Raw genomic sequence first — 21,173 nt, 5'->3', positions numbered from 1 at the left:
GAGCGGTCTACGACGCCCGGCGCCGCGACGCGAGGGGGCGGTCTGTCAGCCAGCAGCTTCCCCTCGGCGGCATTCGATGCAGAATAATGCCCGGACCCCGTGAGTCGCGAGACGCATGGTTGGACCCGCAGCACCATGAAGAGTGCGCGCCAGCTAAAATGGGAGGACGCAATGGCCACGGCTGCAACGCCGCGCGTGAAGCGCATCCAGACGATCTCACTCACCCTGCTGGTGACGGCCGGGGTGGTCAATTACGTCGATCGCGCCACCCTGGCAGTGGCCAACCCACTGATCCGTCAGGATCTCGGCCTGTCCATCCCCGATATGGGTCTGCTGCTATCGGCGTTCCTGTGGGCCTACGCCTTCGCGCAGCTTCCGGCCGGTGCCCTAGCCGATAGGCTGGGACCGCGCCTGACGCTGACTATCGGACTGAGCTGCTGGTCACTCGGCCAGATGCTCGGCGGTGCCGTGACCTCGTTCTGGCAATTCGTGGGCGCGCGCATCGTGCTCGGCCTCGGCGAGGCGCCGCATTTCCCGACCTGCGCCAGGGTCTCGCGCGACTGGTTCAACATCCGCGAGCGCGGCACCGCCACGGGCATCTGGAACTGCGCCTCCTCGCTCGGCACCTTCCTGGCCTTGCCGCTGCTGACCTTCCTGATGGTCAGTTTCGGCTGGCGGGCGATGTTCATCATCATGGGCGCAGTCGGGCTTGTGCTTGCCGGAATCGTCTACCTGGTGTTCCGCAACCCGCCCGAGGTGACCCTCACCCCGGCCGAGCGCGCCTTTCTGGAGGAGGGTGACGCGCCCAACACCGACCGACGCGTCACTTGGAATGCGTGGAAGCGGCTGTTCCGCTACCGGACCAGCTGGGGCATGATCATGGGGTATTTCGGCTGCATCTACATGACCTGGCTCTACACCGCCTGGCTGCCGAGCTACCTCGAGATCGAGCGGCACTTCACCCTGCAGAAGACCGGGATCATCGGGGCGATCCCGTTCGCGTTCGGGGTGCTCGGCGGGGTTCTAGGCGGCCGGATCGTCGACATCCTGGTCCGGCGCGGGATCGATCCGATCCGCAGTCGCAAGATCCCGATGGTGCTGGGCCTGCTGGCGACCGCAGCCTGCACGGTGGTGGCCGCGCTGACGCCGAGCGATACGCTCGCCATGGCGTGCATCTCGGCGTCGCTTTTCCTGGTTTATGTCAGCTCGTCGGCCGCCTGGGCGATGGCCTCCGTGGCGGCGCCGGCCAACGCCACCGCCTCGCTCGGGGCCATGCAGAATTTCGGCGGCTATATCGGCGGTGCCCTGGCTCCGATGGTGACCGGCTTCATCGTCGGCGGCACGGGTCACTTTTCAATGGCGTTCATCACCGGTGCGGGGATCGCCGTGGCGGCGGCGCTCGGATACTGGGTGCTGATCCAGGACCCGATCGCCGCGGAGGCGCCCACCGAGCCCTTCGCCGCGGGCCTCACCCCCGCCGAGTAAGCTGAGCGGATTCGCATTCAGCAGCAAGCACGTGCAGCGCCACGCTTTTTCCCTCCCCCTTGTGGGGAGGGGTTATAGGGGTGGGGGTGGTGCAGGATCGAGCCTGACGGTGCCTTCTGAGCCACCCCCACCTCCAACTCCTCCCCACAGGGGGGGGAGCGCGTTCCGCCGTCCACAAACCGATGTGCCACATCGTAGCCGAGTAGGCGCAACTCAGCCGCGCAGATGTGGCACCGGCGCGTGAAGGTCGCGCGCCGGAATTCGGGCCGGGAAGTTGCGGCGCATCAGGTCGACGAAGGTGGCGGCCGGGCCGTCCCAATCGTGGCGGGCGGCGTGCGCTTTCGCGGCGCCCGCGTCGAAGGGCAGGCGCCCGTCGATCGCCGCGCGCATCAGCTCGGCCAGCCGCTCGACCCGGTCCGGGGCGTCGGGATCGAAATAGCTTGCCGCATTGCCGCCCGCTTCGGGGATCGCGGTCAGGCTCGACGCGATTACCGGTGTACCCCGCGCGAGGCTGTCGAGCACCGGGATGCCCCAGCCCTCGCCGCGGCTCGGGAAGACCAGGGCGGCGGCCCGGCCGTAGAGATCGGACAGGCCGTTATCGTCGATGCCGGCGATATGCACCGCATCCGGGGTCCGGGTCAGGCGGTCGAGGGTCTGGGGCCGCTCGCCGTCGCCCTTGCCGACCACGATCAGCCGGGCTGCACCCGCGGGCAGGCGCGCGAAGGCGTCGAGTACGAGACCAAGATTCTTGCGCGGCTCCAGGCGGCCGACCATCAGCAGGTAGGGGCGGCCATCCGCGAGCGGGCTCCGCTCGGCCGAGGCCCTGGGCGGGGTCGAACCGCAGCGCACTTCGGCGATCCGCTCGCGCTCGATGCCGTAGACCTTGGCGATGGAGTCGCGGCTGTAGTCGGAGATGGTCAGGACCAGCTTGGCGCGCCGGGCCGAGAGCCGGGTGAGGACGCGGTTCCGCCAGCGCATCCGCCAGGAAAAGAACTCGGGGTGGGTTTCGAACAGGATGTCGTGGACCACCACCACCTGCCGGTTCCCCGGCACCAGCGGCGGGGCGATGTAGGTGGTGAGCAGGGTGTCGAGCCGGTCGCGGAACACCAGCCAGGGCCAGATCGCGAGCAGGCGGACGCTCGCCGGCACCCGCGGCAGCCGCTGGTGCTCGATATTGGGCCCCGAGACGATCCGAGCGCAGGCCTCCGGGTCGCCGGAATAAACCACGTAGGTCGCGTCCGGATGGCGGGCCGCGGCGCGCCCGATGATGTTTACGAGCCAAGTGCGGCTGCCCTGCGGCTTGCCGGTGAGCACGTGCGCGTCGATGCCGATGCGAAGCATGGTTACGGGCTCCTGTACGCGCCGAAGGTCGGGGCCTCGCCGGGCGCGTAGGCGCGGCCGGCGAGGTCGCGGGTCGCGCCGAGCGGGATGCCGGCGCGGGCGGGGGGCTTGGTCAGTGCGAGGCCGTCCGCGAACGGAGCCGCGCGGTCGCGGAAGGCGGGGGTGCCGGCGAGATCGGGGCCCTGGCTGTTCAGCGGCAGGCTCGCTCCGTCGCTGGTGGCCGTGGCGGCCCAGCGATAGAGAGGGGCGCCGACGCTGCTGCCGATGAAGTTCGGCCCGATCGCGTTGCCGTTGTCGGCGGTGGTCGCCTCGACCGCGATGGCCGCGATGCCGGGCCTCGTGGCGAAGGCGATGTTGTTGAGCACCCGGTTGCCCGCGGTGCGATCGACCTTCTTGGTGTAGTCGGAGGCCAGCACGATCTCGCCGCGGTAGACGTGGCGACCGCCGGAATCGCGCATGTTGCCGGTGACGGTGTTGTTGACCACCGTGTTGGACCCGGCATCGAACAGGTTGATGCCGGCGCCGTCATTGTCGGTGGCGACGTTGAACGCGACGGTGTTGCCGTCGCACCATTGGTCGATCTGGATGCCGTTGCCGTCCTGGCCGGTGGTTTCCTTCTGGCCGGTGACGATGTTGTACCGGATGGTGTTGCGGTCGCCGGAGTCCTGGGCGGCGTCCTTGGCGTAGACGTGGATGCCGGAGGTTCCTGACATCTCGACGCCGTTGCCCGAGACCCGGTTGCCCTCGACCACGTAGCCGGAGCCGTTGATCTCCATCCCGTGGATGCCGTTGCCGGTCACGGTGTTGGTCAGGATGTAGCTCGGGTCCTCGGGCGGCACGTTGATCACGTCGACGGCGACGCCGTGGGTCTTGTTGTCGGCGAGCGTGTTGCCGGTGATGCGGTGGCCGGCCCCAGCGCCGTCCCCGATCCAGATGCCGAGGCCGGATTTCGACACGGTCGAGCCCGAGACGGTCACGTGGTGCGAGCCCCGGCGGATGATGAAGCCGGAATTGACCGCGCCCTGCACGGTCAGGCCGGTGACCGTGACGTAGGCGGCATTCTCGAACACCACCGAGTTCGACAGGACGGGCTTGGTCCCGGCCACCGCCGCCACGGTGACCGGCGCCTCGGCGCTGCCGCGGGATCCGATCAGGGCGACGCTGTCGTAGCTGCCGCCGCGGATCAGCACGCTCGATCCGGGGCCGAGGCTCGCGAACGGCACGTCGGCGAGACGCGCTACCGTGCGAAAACCGTCCATCGCGCCGCCTGCGGGATCGACCAGGATGTTCTGCTGCGACTGCGCATCGGCTGGGCCGCAGGCGGCAAGCGCCGGCAGGAGCAGGACTGCGAGGACGTGTCGGGCGTACCGCATCATGCCGCCAGCGCCCGGGCGATGGCGAGGCGCTTCTGGCGCTGGAACAGCCGCCGCCAGATCGTGCGGCCGGCTTCCGGACTGACCCGCGTCAGGGCCCGCGCCGCCATCTGCCAGCCGGGCAGCAGGGCCGTCGGCATCGCCAGGTCGGCGACGCGGTGGCGTGGGGAGGCGGCCAGCGGCGGCGGGCCAACGAGCCCGAGCCGGGTCAGGTCGGCTGCGAGGTCCGGGCGCTTGCGGTACCACAGCACCAGGGCCGCGCCCTCGCGCTCGGCGATGCGTAGATAGGCTGCCTCATCGAGGAGGTGGTGGTGATAGGCCAACGCCTCCGGGGCGTAGAACAGGTGCATGCCGCGCCGGGCCAGCCGCTCGCCGAGCTCGATATCCTCGTGCCAGGTCAGCCGCGGGTCGAAGCCGCCGGCCTCCTCCAGCAGGCGCCGGTCGACGCTGACGTTGCAGGTCAAAAAGGCGTCCCAGCCGACCTCCACGCGGCCTTCGAGTGCGTCGTAGGAGGCGTCGTGGTGTAGGGCCGAGAACGGCGAGAACGGCAGCGCCGGGTCGATGGTCATGCGTCCGAGGATCGCGGTCTCGCGCCCGCCCCGCCGTGCATGGGCGGCGAGATGCGCCGCAACGAGGCCAGGGGACGGGATGGTGTCGTCGTTGACGATCAGCAGCCGCTCGCCCCGTGCCGCCCCGATGGCGTGGTTGCGGGCGGCGTTGGCCCCTTTGTTCTCCTGGCGCAGATGCACGACCGGGACGCGGCCCGTGGTGACCGCACGGCTGATCACCGTGCCGGTGGAATCGGCCGAGCCGTCGTCGCAGACGACGATCTCGAACGGCACCTCGGTCGTCTGCCGATCGAAGGCCCGCAGGCAAAGGCGCAGTGTGTCGGCGCGGTTGTAGGTCGGGATGATGACCGAGAGCATGGGGACGTCGCTCATGACGAAGCTTCCGGGATCGAGAGGGGAAGGGAATCGGCGGGGGAGCGGCGGCGCAGGCACAGCCATGCGGCCACCGCGGCGGAAAGACCGGCTGCGGTCGGCACCGTGAAGGGCGCGAGCGCTGCCGAACCGGCGGCCCAGACCAGGGCGGTGACGAGGCCGGGGCCGAGCACAATCGGCATGTCCGCGACGGTCAGAGGTGGCCCCGCCTCCCGCCAGAAGGCCTGGGCGACAACCGCCAGCATCGCGACCTCGGCCAGAAGGGCGGCCCAAGCCGCGCCGAGCAGAGGATCCAGGGGGATCAGCACCGCGCAGGCCGCAAGGTTCGTGGCGCAGGCGGCCGCACTTCCACGTACCGCGAAGCCGGTCCGGCCGAGCGGAACAAGCCCCGCGAATAGCACGGTTGCGGTGATCAGCAGGGCGCTCATGGCCGCGGCGATCCGCAGGACCGGTGCGGCTACGGCGAAATCCGGGCCGAAGATCAAGCGCACCAGGGGATCAGCGACCGCACAGGCCGCCACGGTTCCAGCACCTGAGGCCGCCAGGACCGAGGTCAGCGCCGGGCGTACGCTGGCGCATAGCCGAGTGGTGCCGGATCGCGGCTGGCCTGTTTCGAGGGAGCCGACCGCCCGGCCGAACACCGGCACGAGCGGTGCGCACAGGGTGATCGCCACCGCGGCGCCGAGCTCGAAGAATCTGAAGCCGGCGGTAAAATGGCCAAGCTCGGTGGCGCCTGCCAGGGCTGCCAGCATAATCAGGCTGATGCGGCCGTTCAGCGAGCCCAAGGCGTTCGAGACCCCGACTCCGGCTGCCGCCCGTATCGTCGCCCAACCATGCGCCAGGGAGGCAGGACGCAGGGGTAGGAGCCGGGCGGCCAGAACCAGACCAATCGCGCCGTAGACGACCCCCGCTGACACCGCGACAACGCTCAAGGCTGCCTCGGGAAGCTGTAACCAGAGCGCGAGCGCGGTGCCGCCGACCAGGGTCGTGGCATTGGCCAGCGACGGCCAGACCGACCAGCCAGGTCGCCCGCAGACCTGAAACACGGAATCGAGGAAACGCGCGGCCGCGAGCGGCATGAGCAAGGCTGCGAGTGCCAGCGCGGGTCGGATTTCCTCGGGTAGGAACGGCAGGGTGCAGAGCAGCAGCAAGCCGGTGGTACCGCCGAGGAGGAGCCGGGCCGCGATCATGCGGCCGAATTCCGCAGCCCGCATCTCCGGCGCGCCAGCCCCCAGGCGCGCTCCGAAAGTCAGCGTCGTGCCGAAATCGGCGGCGATGAGCGCCACCGCGAGCACGGCCAGGGCGAGGCCGTAGCGGCCGAGGGCCGCCGGGCCCACGTCATGGCCGACCATCACGAAGGTGGCGAAGCCAGCGGCCAAATAAACACCGCGCCCGGCAGCCTGTCCGAGCAGATTCGCGCCGTACCGCATGCCGCCTGGGCGGCGATATCCACGCAATCGGTTTACCAAGCGGTACATCTCTCGGTGAAGCCTTACTGAAAACCGCGACCTACGATTGCATCGTGGCAGGGTGCGTATGGCTTGCAACCGCATCTTCAATTTATGGTTGCACAGACGTCGCGCTTCAGGAAAGCGGAGGACTGCGTATGTCCGAGCAAGCCGAGACTGCCGCCGCCAGGGGGATCCACCTTCCGGGCGCAACGGAAACCGCCGGGGGACGACGGCTGGGGTGGGCGCAGATGCGCGCGGCGCTGGCAGCCGACCGCGCCCACTGGCATCGCCGTGGCCACGGCTCGGCGCGTCTGCACCGGGGCTATCACGCGGTCTGGCTCTATCGGCTATCGCGTTACAGCCACGAGCGTGGCTGGCGAATGGCGGCGTGGCTGCTGTGGCTCGTCAACGGCTGGTGGACCGGCTCCGACATCCCCCCATCGAGCCGGATCGCCGGAGGGCTCTTTCTGCCGTACCCCTTCGGCGCCGTCATAGCGGGCGCTGTCGGACGCGATGCAGCCTTCGGCGTCCAGGCCTCGATTGGCGGGCTGCTCAAGGAGCCCGATCAAGATATCGGCGGTGGCCCCGGCCTGCCGGCGTTGGGGGACGGCGTGGTGCTCGAAGCCGGTGCGATCGTGCTCGGCGCCGTGCGGATCGGTGATCGAGCCCGCCTCGGCCTCCGCACAACCATCCTCAAGGACGTCGAGCCGGACGAGACCGTGATGCCTCAGCCCTGGCGCGCCCTGCCGGGCCGCGGAGCCGCGGCATGACCGGCGGCGTCATCAGCCCCGATCCACGCGGGCCGACCGGTGATACGGCGCTGCTCCGCCTGCTCTCCGCCGATTTCGCCCGCGTCCTGCGCCAGACCACGGGCGGCAAGCCAACCTCCCGGCTGCGCCGCCTGATGCACCTGACGCTGCCGGCCATGCAGGTCTCGATCTTCCATCGGACAGCCCATCTGCTGCACGGACGCGGCTGGCGGCGCAGCGCAGCGTTCGTCTCGAACCTGTCGTTGCGGCTGACTGGCGCGAGCCTGCATCCCGGCTCGCCGATCGGCCCTGGCCTGTTCGTGCCCCACCCGGCACGGGTCGTGTTTTGCGGCCGCGCGGGGACTGATCTCGTACTGCTGCCCGGGACGCTGGTCGGTCCGCGGGATTGGGTCTCTGCTGGTGCACCGTTCCCAGGCGATGCGCCGTGCCTTGGCGATGGCGTGGTCGTCGGCGCCCACGCGGCCGTCCAGGGCGCCGTCACGGTCGGATCCGGGGCGACGATCGGAATCGGTGTCTGCACGCTGCGGGACGTGCCTGCCGGCACCGTGACGATGATCGCCCAGCGGCAGATCCGCAGCCGCCCCGAGACTTCGGGGGCCGGCGATGCAGTCTAGCCGGGTGCCCGAGCGGTCCGACCGCGGCTCAGGCCGGCCCGTGCTCGTGCCGGCGAATCGCTTCTGGGCCTGGGCGGGCGGTACGCCTGGACGGGAGCTGGCGCCGGAGCACGCCTTCGTAGGCGTCGAAAATGCCTTGCCAGCCGAAGGCGTCGGCGTGCCGGCCGCGGGAGGCCGTCGACAGGGCGTCGAGCCGGCTCGGTGCGGCGCGCACGAGGTTGAGGATGCCCCGGCGCAGCTCGGTCTCGTCGCCGAAATACACCGCTCCGTCGCCCGCGACCCAGCGGTTGAACGGATTGTCGTGGGCCAGGATCGGCGAGCCGGCACCCAAAGCCTCCACAAGGGACGGGTTCGTTCCGCCGACCGTGTGGCCGTGGATGTGGAAACGGGCGTGCAGCCGAAGGGCCGCGACGCGCTCGGATTCGTAGATCGCACCGGCAAAAATTACCTCGGGGCCGCCCGCGGCCTTCACGGCACGGTGGTAGGGATCGGACTCCATCAGCTTGCCGAGCACGACCAGGGGCAGGCCGGGGCGGATCTCGCTCCACGCGCGCACGATCTGGAGCACGAGGTTCTCTGGCACCACTCGGGCGATCAGCAGCCCATAATCGCGGGGGCGCACTTTAAAGTCCGCCAGCGGGGCAGTCGGCGCCTCCAGCACTGGGTCGGCGCCGTACGCGATGGTGGTGATCCGCTTTTCTGCGGTGTTGCGGGCCAGGTGCCGGGCGATCTCCGGATGGTCGGCGACCAGATGCGTGGAGAACAGGCTGCCGAGGCGCTCGTTCAGCCAGAACCACGCCTTGGCCGGCTTCGACCAGCGGTCGCGCTTCCACTCGATCCCGTCCATGTTCATCACGCTGCGCTTGCCTGTGAGCCGGTACAGGATCGAGAAGGCAGCGGTGTTGTAGCCCAGGACCAGCGGCAGGGCCGGCCGGAATGCCGCCTGCAGCGTGCATTTGAAGTCGAACACGATGGTCGCGAAGGCGCCGTCGCCCCGGACCGTCACCGGGATCAGCGCGATGCCGCGCCAGATGCTCGGCAGCGTCGGCTTGGTAACCTGGCAATAGACTTCGACCCGCCAGCCGCGCTCGACGAGCTCCAGCGCGAGACGCTCGGCCAGGGTCTCGAAGCCTCCATGCGCGGCCGGCACCCCGCGGGTGCCGAGGATCGCCACGGCCGGACGCCCGTCCGGCTCGCCCCCCTTCACCACCACCGTGCGCATCGCGCCGCCAGAGGAGCCTAACAGATGGTCACCGTCGAACAGCGCCTGTTCCGGGAGATGGGCGCCGGGGGTTATTCCCGGCAGGACCACCGGATGGAGTACATCGTCCGCGTCAACGCGCTGCTCCGGCCGGACATGCGGGTGATGGAGTTCGGGGCCGGACGCGGCAAGTGGACCGATGACCCGGTTCCACTGCGCCGGCACCTCGGCGACTTCCGCGGACGCTGCGCTCACGTCATGGCCTGCGACGTGGATGAGGCGGTTCTCGAGAACAAGTCCGCCGACGAGGTCCGGCTCATCGGCCACGATGGGATCCTGCCGTTCCCGGACGGAAGCTTCGACCTGATCTCGGCGTTTTCGGTCCTCGAACATATCGAGCATCCCGAGGTCACCGCGGCCGAGCTCGGCCGGGTCCTCGCCCCGGGGGGCTGGCTCTGCGCCTGGACGCCCAACCGCTGGGGTTATGTCGGGGTCGGCGCGCGGTTGATCCCGAAGCGGCTGCACGCCCAGGTCTTGCGCTGGGTCGAGCCGCGGCGGGTCGAGATCGACTCGTTCGTGCCGCTCTACACGATGAACACGGAGGCGGCGCGGCAGCGGCTTTTCCCAACTGATCGGTTCGAGCACTTCACCTACAGTTTTGACGGGCAGCCGTTCTATCATGGCGAGAACATCGTCCTGGGCAAGTTCTGGGAGCTGCTGTTCCGGCTCACGCCGGGTCCGTTGAAGGGCTATCACATGGTCTTCATCCGCAAGCGGCCTTGAGGATTAAGCCCATCAGCTTCGAAGACTGCGCAGGTGGGCGGAGAACCTGCGCATGTCCTCGGCTCTGTGGGCCAGGTCCGGCCGGTGCTTCAGCCGGCCGGCGAACCCGTAGGCCAGCGCCCGCAGGGTGAAGCCGAGCCGGAGCGGCCCCGAGAAGAACGCCGGCGAGGACAGGAACCGGCCGGCATTGCGCAGGCGGTAGATCTCAGCCAACCCGTCGAGCCAGCGGGCCGAGCGCACGCCGGCCGAGCCGCCCTGGAGATGGATCACCGCGATCGTAGGCAGGTAGGCGACCCGCCATCCGGCATCACGCAGGCGGCAGCCCCAATCCACGTCCTCGCCGTAGAGAAACATCGGGCTTTCGAGCCCGCCGATCGTCTCGATCGCGGCACGGCGCATCATGAGAAACGCGCCGCAGACCCAGTCCACGTCCACGGCCGTGCGTCCCCTGGCCTGGCGGCTCGCAAGGTAGAGACCGCGTAGGCCGAAGCGTCCCGACAACCCCGCGGCGTGGACCAGGGTCGAGAGCGGGCGCGGCTCATAGCCGGCATCGCCGACCTGATGGCGGCCGTCCGGGAAGATCAGGCGTGGGCCGAGGGCGCCGACATCCGGATGCGCATCGAGATGGGCGAGGGCGGCGGCGAGCACTTCCGGGTCGCGCAGGAACGCGTCGGGATTGAGCAACAAAATCGTATCGTACTGCGCCGCTTTCAGGCCGACGGCATTGCCGCCTGCGAAACCATGGTTGGTCTGCTCCGCCATCAGCTTCACCCACGGGAAGCCGTAGGCAATCCGCTCCGGCGTCCCATCGGACGAGGCGTTGTCGACGAGGATCACCTCGTAGGGGCGATTGATCCGGCTGGTCGCCAGGAGCTGCAGGCAGGTCTCGATATCGGCACCGGCATTGTAAGTGACGATCAGGACGCTCAGGCCGATCCCGTTCATGGTCGGTACCCCTCTCGGCGCCGGTCGGCTGCTGCACGTCGTTGCGCCGCCCGCACGCCCGCGATCAGCCCGAGACCGGTATAGAGCAGCTCAGCGATACCCAGATTCAGGCGGAAGCCCGGGTCGACCAAACCGTGCAACAGGTGTGCGATCAGGCCGACGGCGCAAGCCGCTGCGATGGCCGCCAGGGGATCCCCGATCGGTGCGCGCCACGCGGCCCGGAAGCCCCGGAAGATCCCGACCAAAAAGACCAAGGCGAAGGCCGTATAACCGACGATCCCGACCTCGGTGAGGATCAGAATGTGCAGGTTGTGCACCACGTGGTTCGAGCGGTCGAACAGGCCGGCGAGGCGGGACAGGCCGGTCTGATCAAGCACGGCGAACTGATTGCCGAAATTGTTCAGGCCGACGCCGAAGATCGGGAATTGTTCGAATAGGGCCAGGGCGGCCGCATTGAGCGGCCCACGCTGAGCCGCCGAGCCGCCATCGTCCGCGGTGAGGCGTTCCCAGACCAGCGGCCCGGCGTAGATCGCTCCGATCCCGGCCACCACGACCAGCACGGCGAACACGATCAGGCTCGCCCGGGAGAAGAGCCGGTCCCGGTAGACCAGCAGGACGACCAGGGTGGCCGAGAGCGGATAGGTCAGCCACGAGGCACGTGACAGGGTCAGCACCACGCCGACGACGGCCGATCCGGCGCCGGCCGCTCCGATGAGGCGCAGGAGCCGCGGACCCCGCGAGAGGGCGAGCGCCAGGGCCAGCGGCCAGACGAACTCGTAGTAATAGCCGAGGATATTGGGGTGAACCTTCAGACCGCCGGCGCGGCGTTGCGCAGAGAAGTTGATGTTTTCCTCGACGATCTGCTCCTCGCCCAGCACCGAGAGCCCGAGTTCGGAGCCGGAGACGTATTGCAAGCCCGCCACCGCGGTCTGCACAAGGCACAGGGCACAGATCGCCAGAGCCAGGGTCCGGATGTCGGCCCCCGACAGGTTCGAGACCGCGACCGAGACCAAGAGCAGGCCCAGGAACCGCCAGGCATCGAACCACAGGTAGGCGGTGTCTGTGGCGTTGCTGAGGGAAAGCAGGCCGGCCGCCAGAAATCCGATCTGAGTCAGGACGAGGGGCCGATCGAGGCGCAGGCCCCGGACGCGCTCGCCGATGCCGGTCACCTTCGACAGGATCAGCGTCAAAGCCACGAGGAGCGCGACGCTGACCGTCAGCCCAGCCCCGCCGCCGATGCTCGGCAGGTATTGGCCATTCGCCTCGAAATGCTGAAAGAAACTGACGTCGAGCTTCACGGTCAGCCCGACCGCGAGGCCGACCAGCAGGAGCGGCGTCAGGCGGTAGCGCTGTCCGGCGATGAGGGCGCTGACCCCGCCGAAGGCAGCCGCCAGCCCGACCACGGCGAATTTGAGAGGCGCAGCGCTCAGCGCCACGGCGCCAGCCGCGGCGGCCAGGCCGAGGGTGGCGATGGGCAAGGCGCGGAGCGCGCGCAGCGAGGCGCCGCTCATCCGAGCCACCGGTACAGCCATTTCGGGATCGGCCGGCGGGTCCCGTTGAGGACGATGCCGAGCGGCGCACCGCCCGCTGCCTTGAGATCGGCGAGCGCCTGCTGCGCCACGGCCCGGCGCGTGCGCTCGGCGCCGATCACCACGACGAATCCGTCCACGAACGGCGAGAGCGCTGCAGCGTCGCCGATCTCGGTGATCGGCTCGCAGTCCAGGATGGCGAGGTCGAAGCGGTCGTCGACCAGCGCCAGGAAGTCCTCCACCCGGCCGTCGTCCAGGGTCGCCCGCTGAATCGCCCTGTCGTTGCCAGCCGGCACGACGCTGAGGCCGTCCGCCACCGGGTGAACCCCGAGGCTCGGTGCTACGTCGCCGGCGACGATGTCGGCGAAGCCCGGGCGGCCGACGAGCCCGTAGGCCTCCGCGAGCGATGGCCGTGACCAGTTCGCCTCAATCAGTACGGCGGTGCGGCCGCGGCGGGCATAGGCGCCGGCGAGTTCCCGGGCGAGGGTACTGACACCCTCGCCGGGCTGGACGGCGGTGATCCCGACCCGGCGGAGCCGGGCCTCGTGGCGGCTGAGCTGGACGAGCGCCGGCTCCAGCACGGCCGGGTCGATCAGCGGGGCGTTGGCGGTGATCATGCGGCGGTTCCGCCGAAACGCGGGCGCCGCCCAGGGCCCGAGCGCAGCGGCACGGCGGCTAGGACCGGCACGCGCAGCGAGCGGGCGACCTCGGATGCGCTACGGTAGGTCTGGGCGAGTATCTCGGCGAGAGCGACATAGGCCAGCGCGGCGAGCAGCCCGAGGCCGGCTGCCAGGCCGAGGATCAAGGGCCGGTTCGGGCCGGAGGGCAGCCGCGGCGGTACGGCGCGCGCGACCAACGCGGAGGAGGTCACGGACTGCGCGTCAAGCCCGGTGCCTGTGCGCAGGGCGTCGATCCGCTTCTGGGTGTCGGTGATCTCGTCGCTGAGCAGGCTCTTCTGCTGCGCCAGCCGGCCATAGGCCAGGGCGGCGTCGCTCTGGCCGATGGCGGCTCTGCGGCGGTTGGCTTCGATCCCCGTGATGGTTTGAATCTTCTCCGACAGAACCGAGAGCCGCGCCGTGTCGGCGGCGATCAGCGCTTGGTACTTCTGCCGGGTCAGGGCCGCGAGGTCCCGGTCGAGGCTGACGAATTCGGGCGCGGTCGGCCGGAACCGGACGGCGATCTCAGCGCGCTTGGTCCTGAGATCCGCCCAGCGCGTGTCGAAGGCCGCGACCGTCGGGTCGGCATCGGGCGGCGTCGGCTGCCAGCGATCGGGGCCGGTCTCGCGGGTGCGCTTGAGCCGGGCCTCGACGCCTTCACGCTCGATCTGCGCGGCCGATTTTTGGCGGGCGAGGTCGGACAGCGTCCCGAGGTCATTCTGCTGCTCGATCTCGAAGCTCGCGGTGTTGTTGCCCTTCAGGGATTTCGCGAGCTGTGCATCGATGGCGGCGAGGTCGGCGCGCGCCCGCTCCAGCTTGCCCTGGTAGAAGGTCGCCGGGGTCTCGTCGGCATAGACCTCGACATGGCGGCGCTTGTAGGCGTCGAGCAGCCGATTCAGGGCCTGGGCGGCGAAGTTCGGATCCGTCCAAGTGAAGCCGGTCAGGATCACGTCCGTCTCCTTGACGAACACGACCTTGAAGGACGCTAGGTAGGCCTCGTAGAGCTTCTCGTCAGGGCTCAGGTGGCGCAGGAGGCCGAGCGCCTCGAACGGGATGCGGGCGATGTCCACGATCCAGGTCTTGACCGCCTTGGCCCCGCGCATGGCGACACGGCCCTGGTAGATCAGCCAATCCATAAAGTCCTCGGGGGGCGGCCCGAGATCGCCCGCCGGGGTGATCGCCTTCAGCGCCGCGAACTCGTCGCGCACGATGCTCGGATCACGCAGGATTTCGATCTCGTTGTTCACGTTCTGCGCGCGCTCGGAGAACATGTAGTTCTGGTTGGCGCCGCTCTGGATCGGGGCGGCCGACTTCTCGCGGCCGAGGCGGATGATCAGCTTGGCGTCGGCGGTGTATTCGGCCGGCGTCAGCAGGAGGTAGATGCCGGCGCCGAGGATCGCGGCGGCCAGGATCAGCAGGGCTGGCCGGATATGCCGGAACAGGGCCGCCAGGGCGTCGCGGAGATCGAAGGCGATATCCTCGAACGCGTCGGGCGTGGTCCGGTCGGGCCGGGACAGGTCGGACTTCGTCACGTCCCGGACCTCACGGTTGCGCTGGTGGAGGTGTTGGCGGACGGACCGGTAATGTAATTCACACCGAAGCCGGTACCGTTGAAGAGCAGGATCTGGCGAACCACCAGATCCACGGCGCGGGCGGTCTTGGCCAGCAGTGATGGCGGCACGTAGACCGTGGCGTTCGGCGGCACGATGATCGTGTCCGCCAGCCCCGGCTGGCCGATATCGACGATGCGGACGCTGCCCGCTGCCTCGGCGTCGAACCGGATGATGCGCACGGCCTCGCCCGCGGCGGTCGGCAGGATGCCACCGGCCGAGCCCAGGACCTGCGCCAAGGTGCGGGCGCCCTGAAGGGTCACGGGCCCAGGAGCCCGGACTTCACCGAACACCATGGTGTTGGCCGGCACCAAGCTCGCGAGCCGCACGCTCGTGCTCACCGTGGCGAGCTGGCGGTGGTAGGCCGCGGTGAGGCTGCCGGCGAGTTCGGTCACGGTCTTTCCGGCGGCCTGGACCGCGGGCACCATCGGCAGGTTGATCTTGCCGTCCGGCTCGATCGCCAGGACCTTCACGCGGCCCATATCGGCCCGCTGGGTGAGTTCACGGAAATCATCGGTCACGGTGCGGAATTTGCGCAGCATGATCGTGACGACCGGGTCGATGAGGACGTCGTCGTAGCTGTTCTTGATCAGCGCGGCCGCGGCTTCCGGCGACAGGCCGGCGACCTTGATGCCGTTCTTGCCCGGCAGCGAGATCCGGCCGTCCGGCCGTACGATCACCGTACGGTTGTATTCTGGGTGGGTGCGGAAATCGACGTCGAACTCGTCGCTGGGGTTGAGACGGTAGGTCGGCTGAACCACGCTGGAATCGATCAGGAACGAGACTTCGAGGTTGTCGCCGACGTTGAGCCGATAGTTGGCCAGTCCCAGGCGCATCGTGCGCCCGACCTCCTCCTGGGCAGCCGCGACCAAGGCGGGCGGCAGACCCTCGGTAATCGAGCCGGTCTGCGTCACGTCCGGGCCGGTTCGCCCGGCGGATGTGAGTTTGCCCGACATACAACCGCTTAGCAGCGGTGCGCAGGTCAGGACCGCCAGCGCGGCCGCACGACTTCGCGGATGAGCCGCGAGGCCGGATGCCCGGGAGACGCGCCGGGTCGCCGCGCTGAGGACCGCAGACAGGATAAACGCCATCGACCTTCAGCCGCACCATGCTCGACTGCGCCCGTCCGATGACAACTCGTGATCGAACCGCGCTGAGCGATACAATCGACGGGTTTGGTTAACGAGGCTTGAAGCTCCCCCGTCTCGAATCTATCAGAAGTTGTGATCTTGGCCGCGTGGCAGAGTACGGAGCTGTGGTCGGGCGGCGGCAGGGCCGGATACCCCTTCTGGGTTCAACCGACGCCGTTCCATCTGCCGGATCGACGGCGCTTACGTTCATTGAGCCACCTGATACCCAGGAGCCACCCTCGGGAATAATCAATCCATCAACCTGGATCGACCTATCAAAATTGCCATCCGTTGAGCTGATTGCTCGGTATTGAGGGTTAAAATGACGAAATACGATTGATCCTCGGGCGTTATTTTGACGAAATGAATGTATAACGATCCTGATGGCCGGTTTTGCCGGCTCGGAGTCGAGCCCCATGCCCGGCCTGAATCATGATCCCGTTGCGCGCTTGCGTGATGATCTGGAGATGACCTTCCGGGAAGATCTGGAAGAGGCGGTGGTCGATCCGGTGCGCTGGCCGGACCTGATGGAGCGAGTTGCACAGGCTTCTGGGAGCGAGGGGGCGCTGCTCCTGCGCACCGACCGGACGGGTCTGGACGCGATCACAACGGCCTCGTTGGCCGAATCCTCGAGGCGCTATTTCGAAGAACATTGGCATCGGGAGGATCACCGCTTTCGCGGACTGCCGATGATCCGGGCCCGGGGCATCGCCGTCGACCAGGATTTCACGACGCCCGAGGAGATTGAGCGGCTGCCGTTCTATCAGGATCTGCTGGCCTCCAGCGGCCTGCGCTGGTTCGCCGGCATCGGCTTCGAGGTGAAGGGCCGGCTTTGGTGCCTGGCCTTGCAGAGGACCGTGGCGCAGGGCCTGTACGAGCCCCATGAGCAGGCGCGTCTCGCCACCCTGTCACCGCTGCTCCGACGTGCCGGGCTCCTCACCGCGGTGGTCGAGAAGGCGCGACTGGCCGGGCTGACGGAGGCTTTCGACGTCCTTGGGCGTCCCGCCATGATCCTCGATTCCGAGGGGAGGGCCATCCGCTGGAACACGGCGTTCAGTACTCTGCTCGGTCGCGATCTGAAACTGGCGGGTGGACGTCTCATCGCCGAGGAGGGCGAGGCTGCGCGACAGCTCGAGGCGCTGTCGCGGCCGTCCGGGCGATCGCCGATCTCCGCCGTGGTGGTGCCGCGGCGCGATGCCCTTCCGATCGCGATCCACGTCGTGCCGCTGGTCGGCCCCAGCCGCGGATTGTTCGCGGGCGGGCGTACGCTGCTGATCGCCAGCGTCCCCGGCGCTCTGCCGGTTCCGCCTGCCGCCATCCTTCAGACCGCCTATCGGTTGACGCCTGCGGAGGCGCGTTTGGCCCAGGCTGTATCCGGCGGTCTCAGCCTCGCCGAGGCGGCGAACCAATTTTCGATCACTGCTGCCACGGCACGCTCGCAGCTGAAGGCGATCTTCGCCAAGACCGGCGCGACCCGGCAATCGGACCTGCTGCGGCTTGTGACCGGGCTGGCGCGGTAGGCTGCCCGAGGGTGGGAAGCGGAACGTCTTCGGTCACGCGGTCGTTGCCAACAACACATTCGGAGAACCGCAATGACATATCGGATTGCACTGGCTTCCGCGCTGGCGATCGGCACTCTCGTGCTCGGCGCGCCGGCCGAAGCGAAAGGCTGTCTCAAGGGGGCGGTCGTTGGTGGGATTGCCGGGCATATGGCCGGTCACGGCAAGATGGGCGCCGCCGCTGGCTGCGCGGTCGGGCATCACCGGGCGAACAAGAAGGACAAGCAGGGCTAATCCAGCCCTCTCGCTCGACCCATGCACCGGCCTCGACGGGGCGGTGACGTTGAGAGACCCACAGCCTCATGAAGCCGGATCCCTGAGGGGGGATCCGGCTTCTTCCGTTTTGGATCCGCGTTCGCCGAGCGGGATTGGCCGAACGGCACCAAGCGAACCGTCGCTCCAAGCTGCTGGACGACCCTAAATTTGTCGAGCACGATCACTCTAAGTCATTGGATATCCTAGGCTGAGGATCAAAAGACATGGGATACCTGTCGATGGCGCCAGTGTATTGGTGGCGAAAATCGGCCACGGATCCTAGTTCGACGCACAAACAAAAAGGCCCCGGAATCACCGGGGCCTTTTTGTTTGTGCATAGACGAGTGTGAATGAGCGTCAGGTTCTTGAAGCGATCGTACGTCTTTCTCGCACCAGTGGCGGCGCGTCGGTTCTCCGGTAAAAAGTCATCCTCGGCGCCGTCGAGAAAATGTCTGGCTTGGCATTCCGGAGCTCGGGATAGCATCGGCCTTCGTTGGAAAGCACACCGCGGGCGATGCACAGATCCTTCCAATCCACGAACGCGTGCTTGAAGGCGACGATGGATTTCTTCGAGATCATCGCCGCTCGGTAACCGCTCAGCGCGACTTCGGCCCTTCCGGTTTCGAGATAGCCAGACCCGACCAAGACCGTCAGGGCTTCCGTGCTGACGCGGAGTTTCTCCGCGGCCTCGGCCCAGGGCAACCCCGGGTAAGCACGCGCTTCGAGGTGCGCCCGGACCTCCTCGGGTCGGACGAGGAGCCCGCGAACGCCCGGACGGTTCACGAGTTGGCCCACGTGGCCGAGCGCCCCTTCCAGCACGAGCATGAAGATATCGATCTCGGCGACCCCTGTGGTGTCAGCCGTCCATGGAATGCCCGCCTCGTCGCCGGCGGGCTTGAGGACCGGCGTGGCAACGGCCTTCATCCGCGCCAGCAGCCGGTCGAGCTCCTCCCTGACGAACATCGGCGCCTGGCTCCCGTTGCCGGGGTTGGAGCGGCTGACGATGCCGCGGGCCATCATCGAACCGAACAGGGCGAGGTCGCAGCGGAGGTGATTGGCCGCCGCCCCGAGGGGCATGTCCGCCCCGGCAAGCTCGGCAGCCCTATCGGTCAGCCCCGTCTGACCGTTGCCCGTCGGCATGATCATGGCTCCCGCCCGGGAGCCATCCGTCGCGAGGAAACGATACTTCTCGTGTCCCATGTCGGTGTCCTTCAGCCTGACTTTGAGGTCGTACGATCCTTCGGCGGCTCGGCCGCGTTTGAACTCGACGTCTGCGTCGCCGCCCTCGGCGAGAAATCTTTCGACGAAGGCGTGGAGGCCGCTGTAGGCCGTGTCTCCCGACGCCTTCTTCAGCCAGGCGCGGAACTTCATGAACGGCGTCTCGGGCGCGGCCCTCGCCCTGAAACCGTAGGGGGTCATGCGCCTGAGTTCGCGCAGGGCATGCCGCACCCCGTCCTGTCCGGCGCAGGCGATGGCCATGCCCGTCGCTCCGGCGAGGTGCCAGTCATCGTCGGTGAGGCGGTGCATCCTGAGGCCCCGGCCGAACAAGACGCTGGCCCCGAGCACCTCACAGAAGCGCGCGGCGGCGTGCAGCTCGATGTCGTCGAGGAAGGGCACCGCCACGGGATCGCCCCTGAGACGGTTCGCGACGTAGCGCTCCAACTCGGACTGCGGCCGAAGGGTCGCGCCCTTGGAGAACGCGTCCAGCAGTCGGAGGCTCGGGCGGATCACCGCAGTGAAGTCGTACACGGTTGAGAAATCGCCAGATCCGAGATCCACCAGCGCCATCCCGTGGACCGGGCAGGTCCGGAACGGGATGACCTGCCAGATCAACCTGCCGTAAGCAGCCGCATCCGGTTCGAACATCGACCCGGCGATGTCGTCCTGCAGGCAGGCCGGACACACGTGGAAGGTCTGGCGGCGGAGAAAGGTAAGTGTCAGGCGATTGTCGCCGAGGAAGAGCCCCTCCCTCCGCCGGACGACGTTGCCGGCGTCGAGATCTGCGATGGAGACGCCCGCCACCTCCGCCAGCCGGTCGATCGCGTCCGGCTCGCCGTTCCGCAGGCTGGTGAACCCGATGCCGACATCCTGGCAGAACAGCCTCGCGAGCTTGATGCCGTTCCGGGCGGCAAGGCGACACACGAACGCGAGGGTCGCCTCGCCGCGCCCGAACGGTACGTTCAGCCTGAGGGGGACCTCGATCACGACTTGTCCCCCTTGCTCTTCTTTTGCTTGCGCTGATCGGTCGAGGCCACGGGCGCCGGTGCGTGGGCGAGCACGCGGGTCGGATCGACGGCGAGATAATCCTGCGCGAGGTAGGGGTTCCACGGCAGGAAATTGCCGGTCCGGGCGGCGAAGGCGTCTGCGAAGTGCTTGCGCTCCAGGATGGTCGCGCCGGACTTCAGGGCTGCCCGGATCGCATCGTGGATCTCCTCGATGGTGATGCCGAGCTGATAGCAGCCGGCATGGATGAGGCGGGGAACCAGGTCCGGCCCAGCGTCGGGCGCGACCTTCAGAGCCGCGGTCTTCGCCAAGTGGACCACCGCCGCGGCGATGGCCTCCTTGTCCATCTCGACGGTGATGGGACCGAACAGGTGCCACCGACCCCTCCGCACCGAGGACCTGTCCGGCCTGAGGAAGGTCTCGAACTCCGCCTGGCCGGACATGATCAGGCCAATGGGGTAGTCCTCGTCGACGAGCAGGCTGCGGAGCAGGTGCCGCAGCTTGACCTTCTCGTCGGCCTTCAGCGTCTCGTGGGCGTCCTGCACCTCGTCGAGGTGCAGGACGAGGATGCCGAGGCTGCGGATCCGGCTGCGCACCATCGTCCAGATCTCCGGCGCGGTGGCCCTCCGTTCCAGGTCCCAGCCAGTCGCACTGAGGACGGCCTTGCCGAGCTCGCCCACGCTGCACGGGCAGGGAACCCGCACCGTGACGATATGGGCGTCGGGACCGCCGTAGTTCGGGGACAGCTTATGGCTGGAGAGGAGCTTCCTCACCGCCGTGGTCTTGCCCGCCCCGCTGCCGCCGAGCACCACGAGGATGTTGCCTTCCAGCCGCTCGGCGCGCTTCTCGGAACACTCCCCCGTGCTCAGGTGCCGGCTTTCGGCCAGATCCTCCATCATCAGCTCGAAGGAGTCCTCCACGGCCTTGTCGCGGTCCATTCGCAGGTAGACGTGCCTCACGCTCTCCATGAGCCCGGACCGCCGGCGCGCATCCTCCCCCAGGGCCGCGCGCATCTGGTTCAGGGGGCCGAGATTGATCATCTTCCTGGTCATGGGCCTCACTCCTCGAACTCGAAGCTGCCCGGCTTGGCGATGGGGTCCGGGACGTCCACGGGGCCAGTGACCTCGATGCCGCCGTCGAGGGGATCCGCGCGGTCGCCGGGCTCCGGCTGAGAGTGGCTGGCCGGCATGGTCCAACCTTGCAGGATCTCCCGCTCGGCTCGTTCGACGTCCTCGACGGTCGGGGGCAGGGACGTGATGCCGATGCGGGCCATTGCCTGGTCCGCGACCATGCGGGCGGCCCGGATC

At 68.4% G+C, this 21,173-nt stretch carries 19 protein-coding genes; 6 read left to right on the top strand and 13 right to left on the bottom strand.

Annotation, left to right across the window (positions count from 1 at the left end; genetic code table 11):
* Positions 1-171: 171 nt before the first annotated feature.
* The gene (locus MKK65_RS26225; protein ID WP_243960986.1) at positions 172-1,485 is read left to right on the top strand and encodes an MFS transporter; all 1,314 of its coding nucleotides are present in this window, start codon (positions 172-174) and stop codon (positions 1,483-1,485) included.
* Between the two features lie 213 nt (positions 1,486-1,698).
* On the opposite strand, the gene MKK65_RS26220 is transcribed toward MKK65_RS26225, so the two are convergent.
* Genes MKK65_RS26220 through MKK65_RS26205 form a run of 4 tightly spaced genes read right to left on the bottom strand, consistent with a single transcriptional unit; the run spans position 1,699 to position 6,519 of the window.
* Positions 1,699-2,826 (bottom strand): glycosyltransferase family 4 protein, encoded by a 1,128-nt coding sequence (locus MKK65_RS26220; RefSeq protein WP_243960984.1) that lies wholly within the window; start codon positions 2,824-2,826, stop codon positions 1,699-1,701.
* Positions 2,827-2,828: 2 nt separating this feature from the next.
* Complete coding sequence (locus tag MKK65_RS26215; RefSeq protein ID WP_243960982.1) at positions 2,829-4,202, bottom strand: right-handed parallel beta-helix repeat-containing protein; 1,374 nt, start codon at positions 4,200-4,202, stop codon at positions 2,829-2,831.
* Positions 4,199-5,140, bottom strand: a complete 942-nt coding sequence (locus MKK65_RS26210) for a glycosyltransferase family 2 protein (RefSeq protein ID WP_243960980.1) — start codon at positions 5,138-5,140, stop codon at positions 4,199-4,201. Before MKK65_RS26210 ends, MKK65_RS26215 begins: the two co-directional genes overlap by 4 nt.
* Positions 5,137-6,519 carry a lipopolysaccharide biosynthesis protein gene (locus MKK65_RS26205; RefSeq protein ID WP_243960978.1) on the bottom strand — a complete coding sequence of 461 codons (1,383 nt, stop codon included), beginning with the start codon at positions 6,517-6,519 and terminating at the stop codon, positions 5,137-5,139. The genes MKK65_RS26210 and MKK65_RS26205 overlap by 4 nt, the downstream gene beginning before the upstream one ends.
* A 227-nt stretch (positions 6,520-6,746) precedes the next feature.
* Between MKK65_RS26205 and MKK65_RS26200 the strand changes: the two genes are divergently transcribed.
* The gene (locus MKK65_RS26200) at positions 6,747-7,361 is read left to right on the top strand and encodes a serine acetyltransferase (protein ID WP_243960976.1); all 615 of its coding nucleotides are present in this window, start codon (positions 6,747-6,749) and stop codon (positions 7,359-7,361) included.
* Positions 7,358-7,975 (top strand): serine O-acetyltransferase, encoded by a 618-nt coding sequence (locus MKK65_RS26195; RefSeq protein WP_243960974.1) that lies wholly within the window; start codon positions 7,358-7,360, stop codon positions 7,973-7,975. Before MKK65_RS26200 ends, MKK65_RS26195 begins: the two co-directional genes overlap by 4 nt.
* A 28-nt stretch (positions 7,976-8,003) precedes the next feature.
* Here MKK65_RS26195 and MKK65_RS26190 read toward each other — a convergent pair whose 3' ends face one another.
* Positions 8,004-9,197, bottom strand: coding sequence for a DUF1972 domain-containing protein (locus MKK65_RS26190; RefSeq protein WP_243960972.1), 1,194 nt, complete (start codon positions 9,195-9,197; stop codon positions 8,004-8,006).
* Positions 9,198-9,221: 24 nt separating this feature from the next.
* On the opposite strand from MKK65_RS26190, the gene MKK65_RS26185 reads away from it, so the two are divergent.
* Entirely contained in the window at positions 9,222-9,959 is a 738-nt protein-coding gene (locus MKK65_RS26185) for a class I SAM-dependent methyltransferase (protein WP_058191188.1), read from the top strand.
* A gap of 12 nt (positions 9,960-9,971) precedes the next feature.
* Here MKK65_RS26185 and MKK65_RS26180 read toward each other — a convergent pair whose 3' ends face one another.
* The 5 genes from MKK65_RS26180 to MKK65_RS26160 are packed head-to-tail and all read right to left on the bottom strand — an operon-like array spanning position 9,972 to position 15,613.
* The gene (locus tag MKK65_RS26180) at positions 9,972-10,904 is read right to left on the bottom strand and encodes a glycosyltransferase family 2 protein (RefSeq protein ID WP_243960970.1); all 933 of its coding nucleotides are present in this window, start codon (positions 10,902-10,904) and stop codon (positions 9,972-9,974) included.
* Positions 10,901-12,436 carry an O-antigen ligase family protein gene (locus MKK65_RS26175; RefSeq protein ID WP_243960968.1) on the bottom strand — a complete coding sequence of 512 codons (1,536 nt, stop codon included), beginning with the start codon at positions 12,434-12,436 and terminating at the stop codon, positions 10,901-10,903. Before MKK65_RS26175 ends, MKK65_RS26180 begins: the two co-directional genes overlap by 4 nt.
* The gene (locus MKK65_RS26170) at positions 12,412-13,050 is read right to left on the bottom strand and encodes a CpsD/CapB family tyrosine-protein kinase (protein ID WP_243960966.1); all 639 of its coding nucleotides are present in this window, start codon (positions 13,048-13,050) and stop codon (positions 12,412-12,414) included. The genes MKK65_RS26175 and MKK65_RS26170 overlap by 25 nt, the downstream gene beginning before the upstream one ends.
* Positions 13,047-14,621: a Wzz/FepE/Etk N-terminal domain-containing protein gene (locus MKK65_RS26165; protein ID WP_243960964.1), complete on the bottom strand. Its 1,575-nt coding sequence runs from the start codon at positions 14,619-14,621 to the stop codon at positions 13,047-13,049. Before MKK65_RS26165 ends, MKK65_RS26170 begins: the two co-directional genes overlap by 4 nt.
* Positions 14,618-15,613: a polysaccharide biosynthesis/export family protein gene (locus MKK65_RS26160; protein ID WP_243960962.1), complete on the bottom strand. Its 996-nt coding sequence runs from the start codon at positions 15,611-15,613 to the stop codon at positions 14,618-14,620. Before MKK65_RS26160 ends, MKK65_RS26165 begins: the two co-directional genes overlap by 4 nt.
* A gap of 632 nt (positions 15,614-16,245) precedes the next feature.
* On the opposite strand from MKK65_RS26160, the gene MKK65_RS26155 reads away from it, so the two are divergent.
* Together MKK65_RS26155 and MKK65_RS26150 are read left to right on the top strand one after the other, a co-directional pair.
* A complete protein-coding gene (locus MKK65_RS26155; protein WP_243960960.1) occupies positions 16,246-17,349 on the top strand; it encodes a helix-turn-helix transcriptional regulator in 1,104 nt (367 codons plus the stop codon).
* Positions 17,350-17,421: 72 nt separating this feature from the next.
* Positions 17,422-17,622, top strand: a complete 201-nt coding sequence (locus MKK65_RS26150; RefSeq protein WP_243960959.1) for a hypothetical protein — start codon at positions 17,422-17,424, stop codon at positions 17,620-17,622.
* Between the two features lie 378 nt (positions 17,623-18,000).
* Here MKK65_RS26150 and MKK65_RS26145 read toward each other — a convergent pair whose 3' ends face one another.
* The 3 genes from MKK65_RS26145 to MKK65_RS26135 are packed head-to-tail and all read right to left on the bottom strand — an operon-like array spanning position 18,001 to position 21,139.
* Positions 18,001-19,848 carry a TniQ family protein gene (locus MKK65_RS26145; RefSeq protein WP_243960958.1) on the bottom strand — a complete coding sequence of 616 codons (1,848 nt, stop codon included), beginning with the start codon at positions 19,846-19,848 and terminating at the stop codon, positions 18,001-18,003.
* The gene (locus MKK65_RS26140) at positions 19,845-20,918 is read right to left on the bottom strand and encodes an ATP-binding protein (protein ID WP_243960957.1); all 1,074 of its coding nucleotides are present in this window, start codon (positions 20,916-20,918) and stop codon (positions 19,845-19,847) included. The genes MKK65_RS26145 and MKK65_RS26140 overlap by 4 nt, the downstream gene beginning before the upstream one ends.
* Positions 20,919-20,923: 5 nt before the next feature.
* The gene (locus MKK65_RS26135) at positions 20,924-21,139 is read right to left on the bottom strand and encodes a hypothetical protein (RefSeq protein WP_243960956.1); all 216 of its coding nucleotides are present in this window, start codon (positions 21,137-21,139) and stop codon (positions 20,924-20,926) included.
* Positions 21,140-21,173 lie beyond the last annotated feature (34 nt).

Origin of the sequence: Methylobacterium sp. J-001, assembly GCF_022829565.1 — a bacterium.
Classification (GTDB): domain Bacteria; phylum Pseudomonadota; class Alphaproteobacteria; order Rhizobiales; family Beijerinckiaceae; genus Methylobacterium.
The sequence above is the reverse complement of the archived record's forward strand: the minus strand, read 5'-3'. Positions and strand labels throughout refer to the sequence as shown.

Excerpts from the sequence above, each read along its gene's own strand:
- MKK65_RS26225 (WP_243960986.1), top strand. The coding sequence starts at position 172 with ATGGCCACGGCTGCAACGCCGCGCGTGAAGCGCATCCAGACGATCTCA.
- MKK65_RS26220 (WP_243960984.1), bottom strand. The coding sequence starts at position 2,826 with ATGCTTCGCATCGGCATCGACGCGCACGTGCTCACCGGCAAGCCGCAG.
- MKK65_RS26215 (WP_243960982.1), bottom strand. The coding sequence starts at position 4,202 with ATGATGCGGTACGCCCGACACGTCCTCGCAGTCCTGCTCCTGCCGGCG.
- MKK65_RS26210 (WP_243960980.1), bottom strand. The coding sequence starts at position 5,140 with ATGAGCGACGTCCCCATGCTCTCGGTCATCATCCCGACCTACAACCGC.
- MKK65_RS26200 (WP_243960976.1), top strand. The coding sequence starts at position 6,747 with ATGTCCGAGCAAGCCGAGACTGCCGCCGCCAGGGGGATCCACCTTCCG.
- MKK65_RS26195 (WP_243960974.1), top strand. The coding sequence starts at position 7,358 with ATGACCGGCGGCGTCATCAGCCCCGATCCACGCGGGCCGACCGGTGAT.
- MKK65_RS26190 (WP_243960972.1), bottom strand. The coding sequence starts at position 9,197 with ATGCGCACGGTGGTGGTGAAGGGGGGCGAGCCGGACGGGCGTCCGGCC.
- MKK65_RS26185 (WP_058191188.1), top strand. The coding sequence starts at position 9,222 with ATGGTCACCGTCGAACAGCGCCTGTTCCGGGAGATGGGCGCCGGGGGT.
- MKK65_RS26180 (WP_243960970.1), bottom strand. The coding sequence starts at position 10,904 with ATGAACGGGATCGGCCTGAGCGTCCTGATCGTCACTTACAATGCCGGT.
- MKK65_RS26175 (WP_243960968.1), bottom strand. The coding sequence starts at position 12,436 with ATGGCTGTACCGGTGGCTCGGATGAGCGGCGCCTCGCTGCGCGCGCTC.
- MKK65_RS26170 (WP_243960966.1), bottom strand. The coding sequence starts at position 13,050 with ATGATCACCGCCAACGCCCCGCTGATCGACCCGGCCGTGCTGGAGCCG.
- MKK65_RS26155 (WP_243960960.1), top strand. The coding sequence starts at position 16,246 with ATGCCCGGCCTGAATCATGATCCCGTTGCGCGCTTGCGTGATGATCTG.
- MKK65_RS26150 (WP_243960959.1), top strand. The coding sequence starts at position 17,422 with ATGACATATCGGATTGCACTGGCTTCCGCGCTGGCGATCGGCACTCTC.
- MKK65_RS26140 (WP_243960957.1), bottom strand. The coding sequence starts at position 20,918 with ATGACCAGGAAGATGATCAATCTCGGCCCCCTGAACCAGATGCGCGCG.
- MKK65_RS26135 (WP_243960956.1), bottom strand. The coding sequence starts at position 21,139 with ATGGCCCGCATCGGCATCACGTCCCTGCCCCCGACCGTCGAGGACGTC.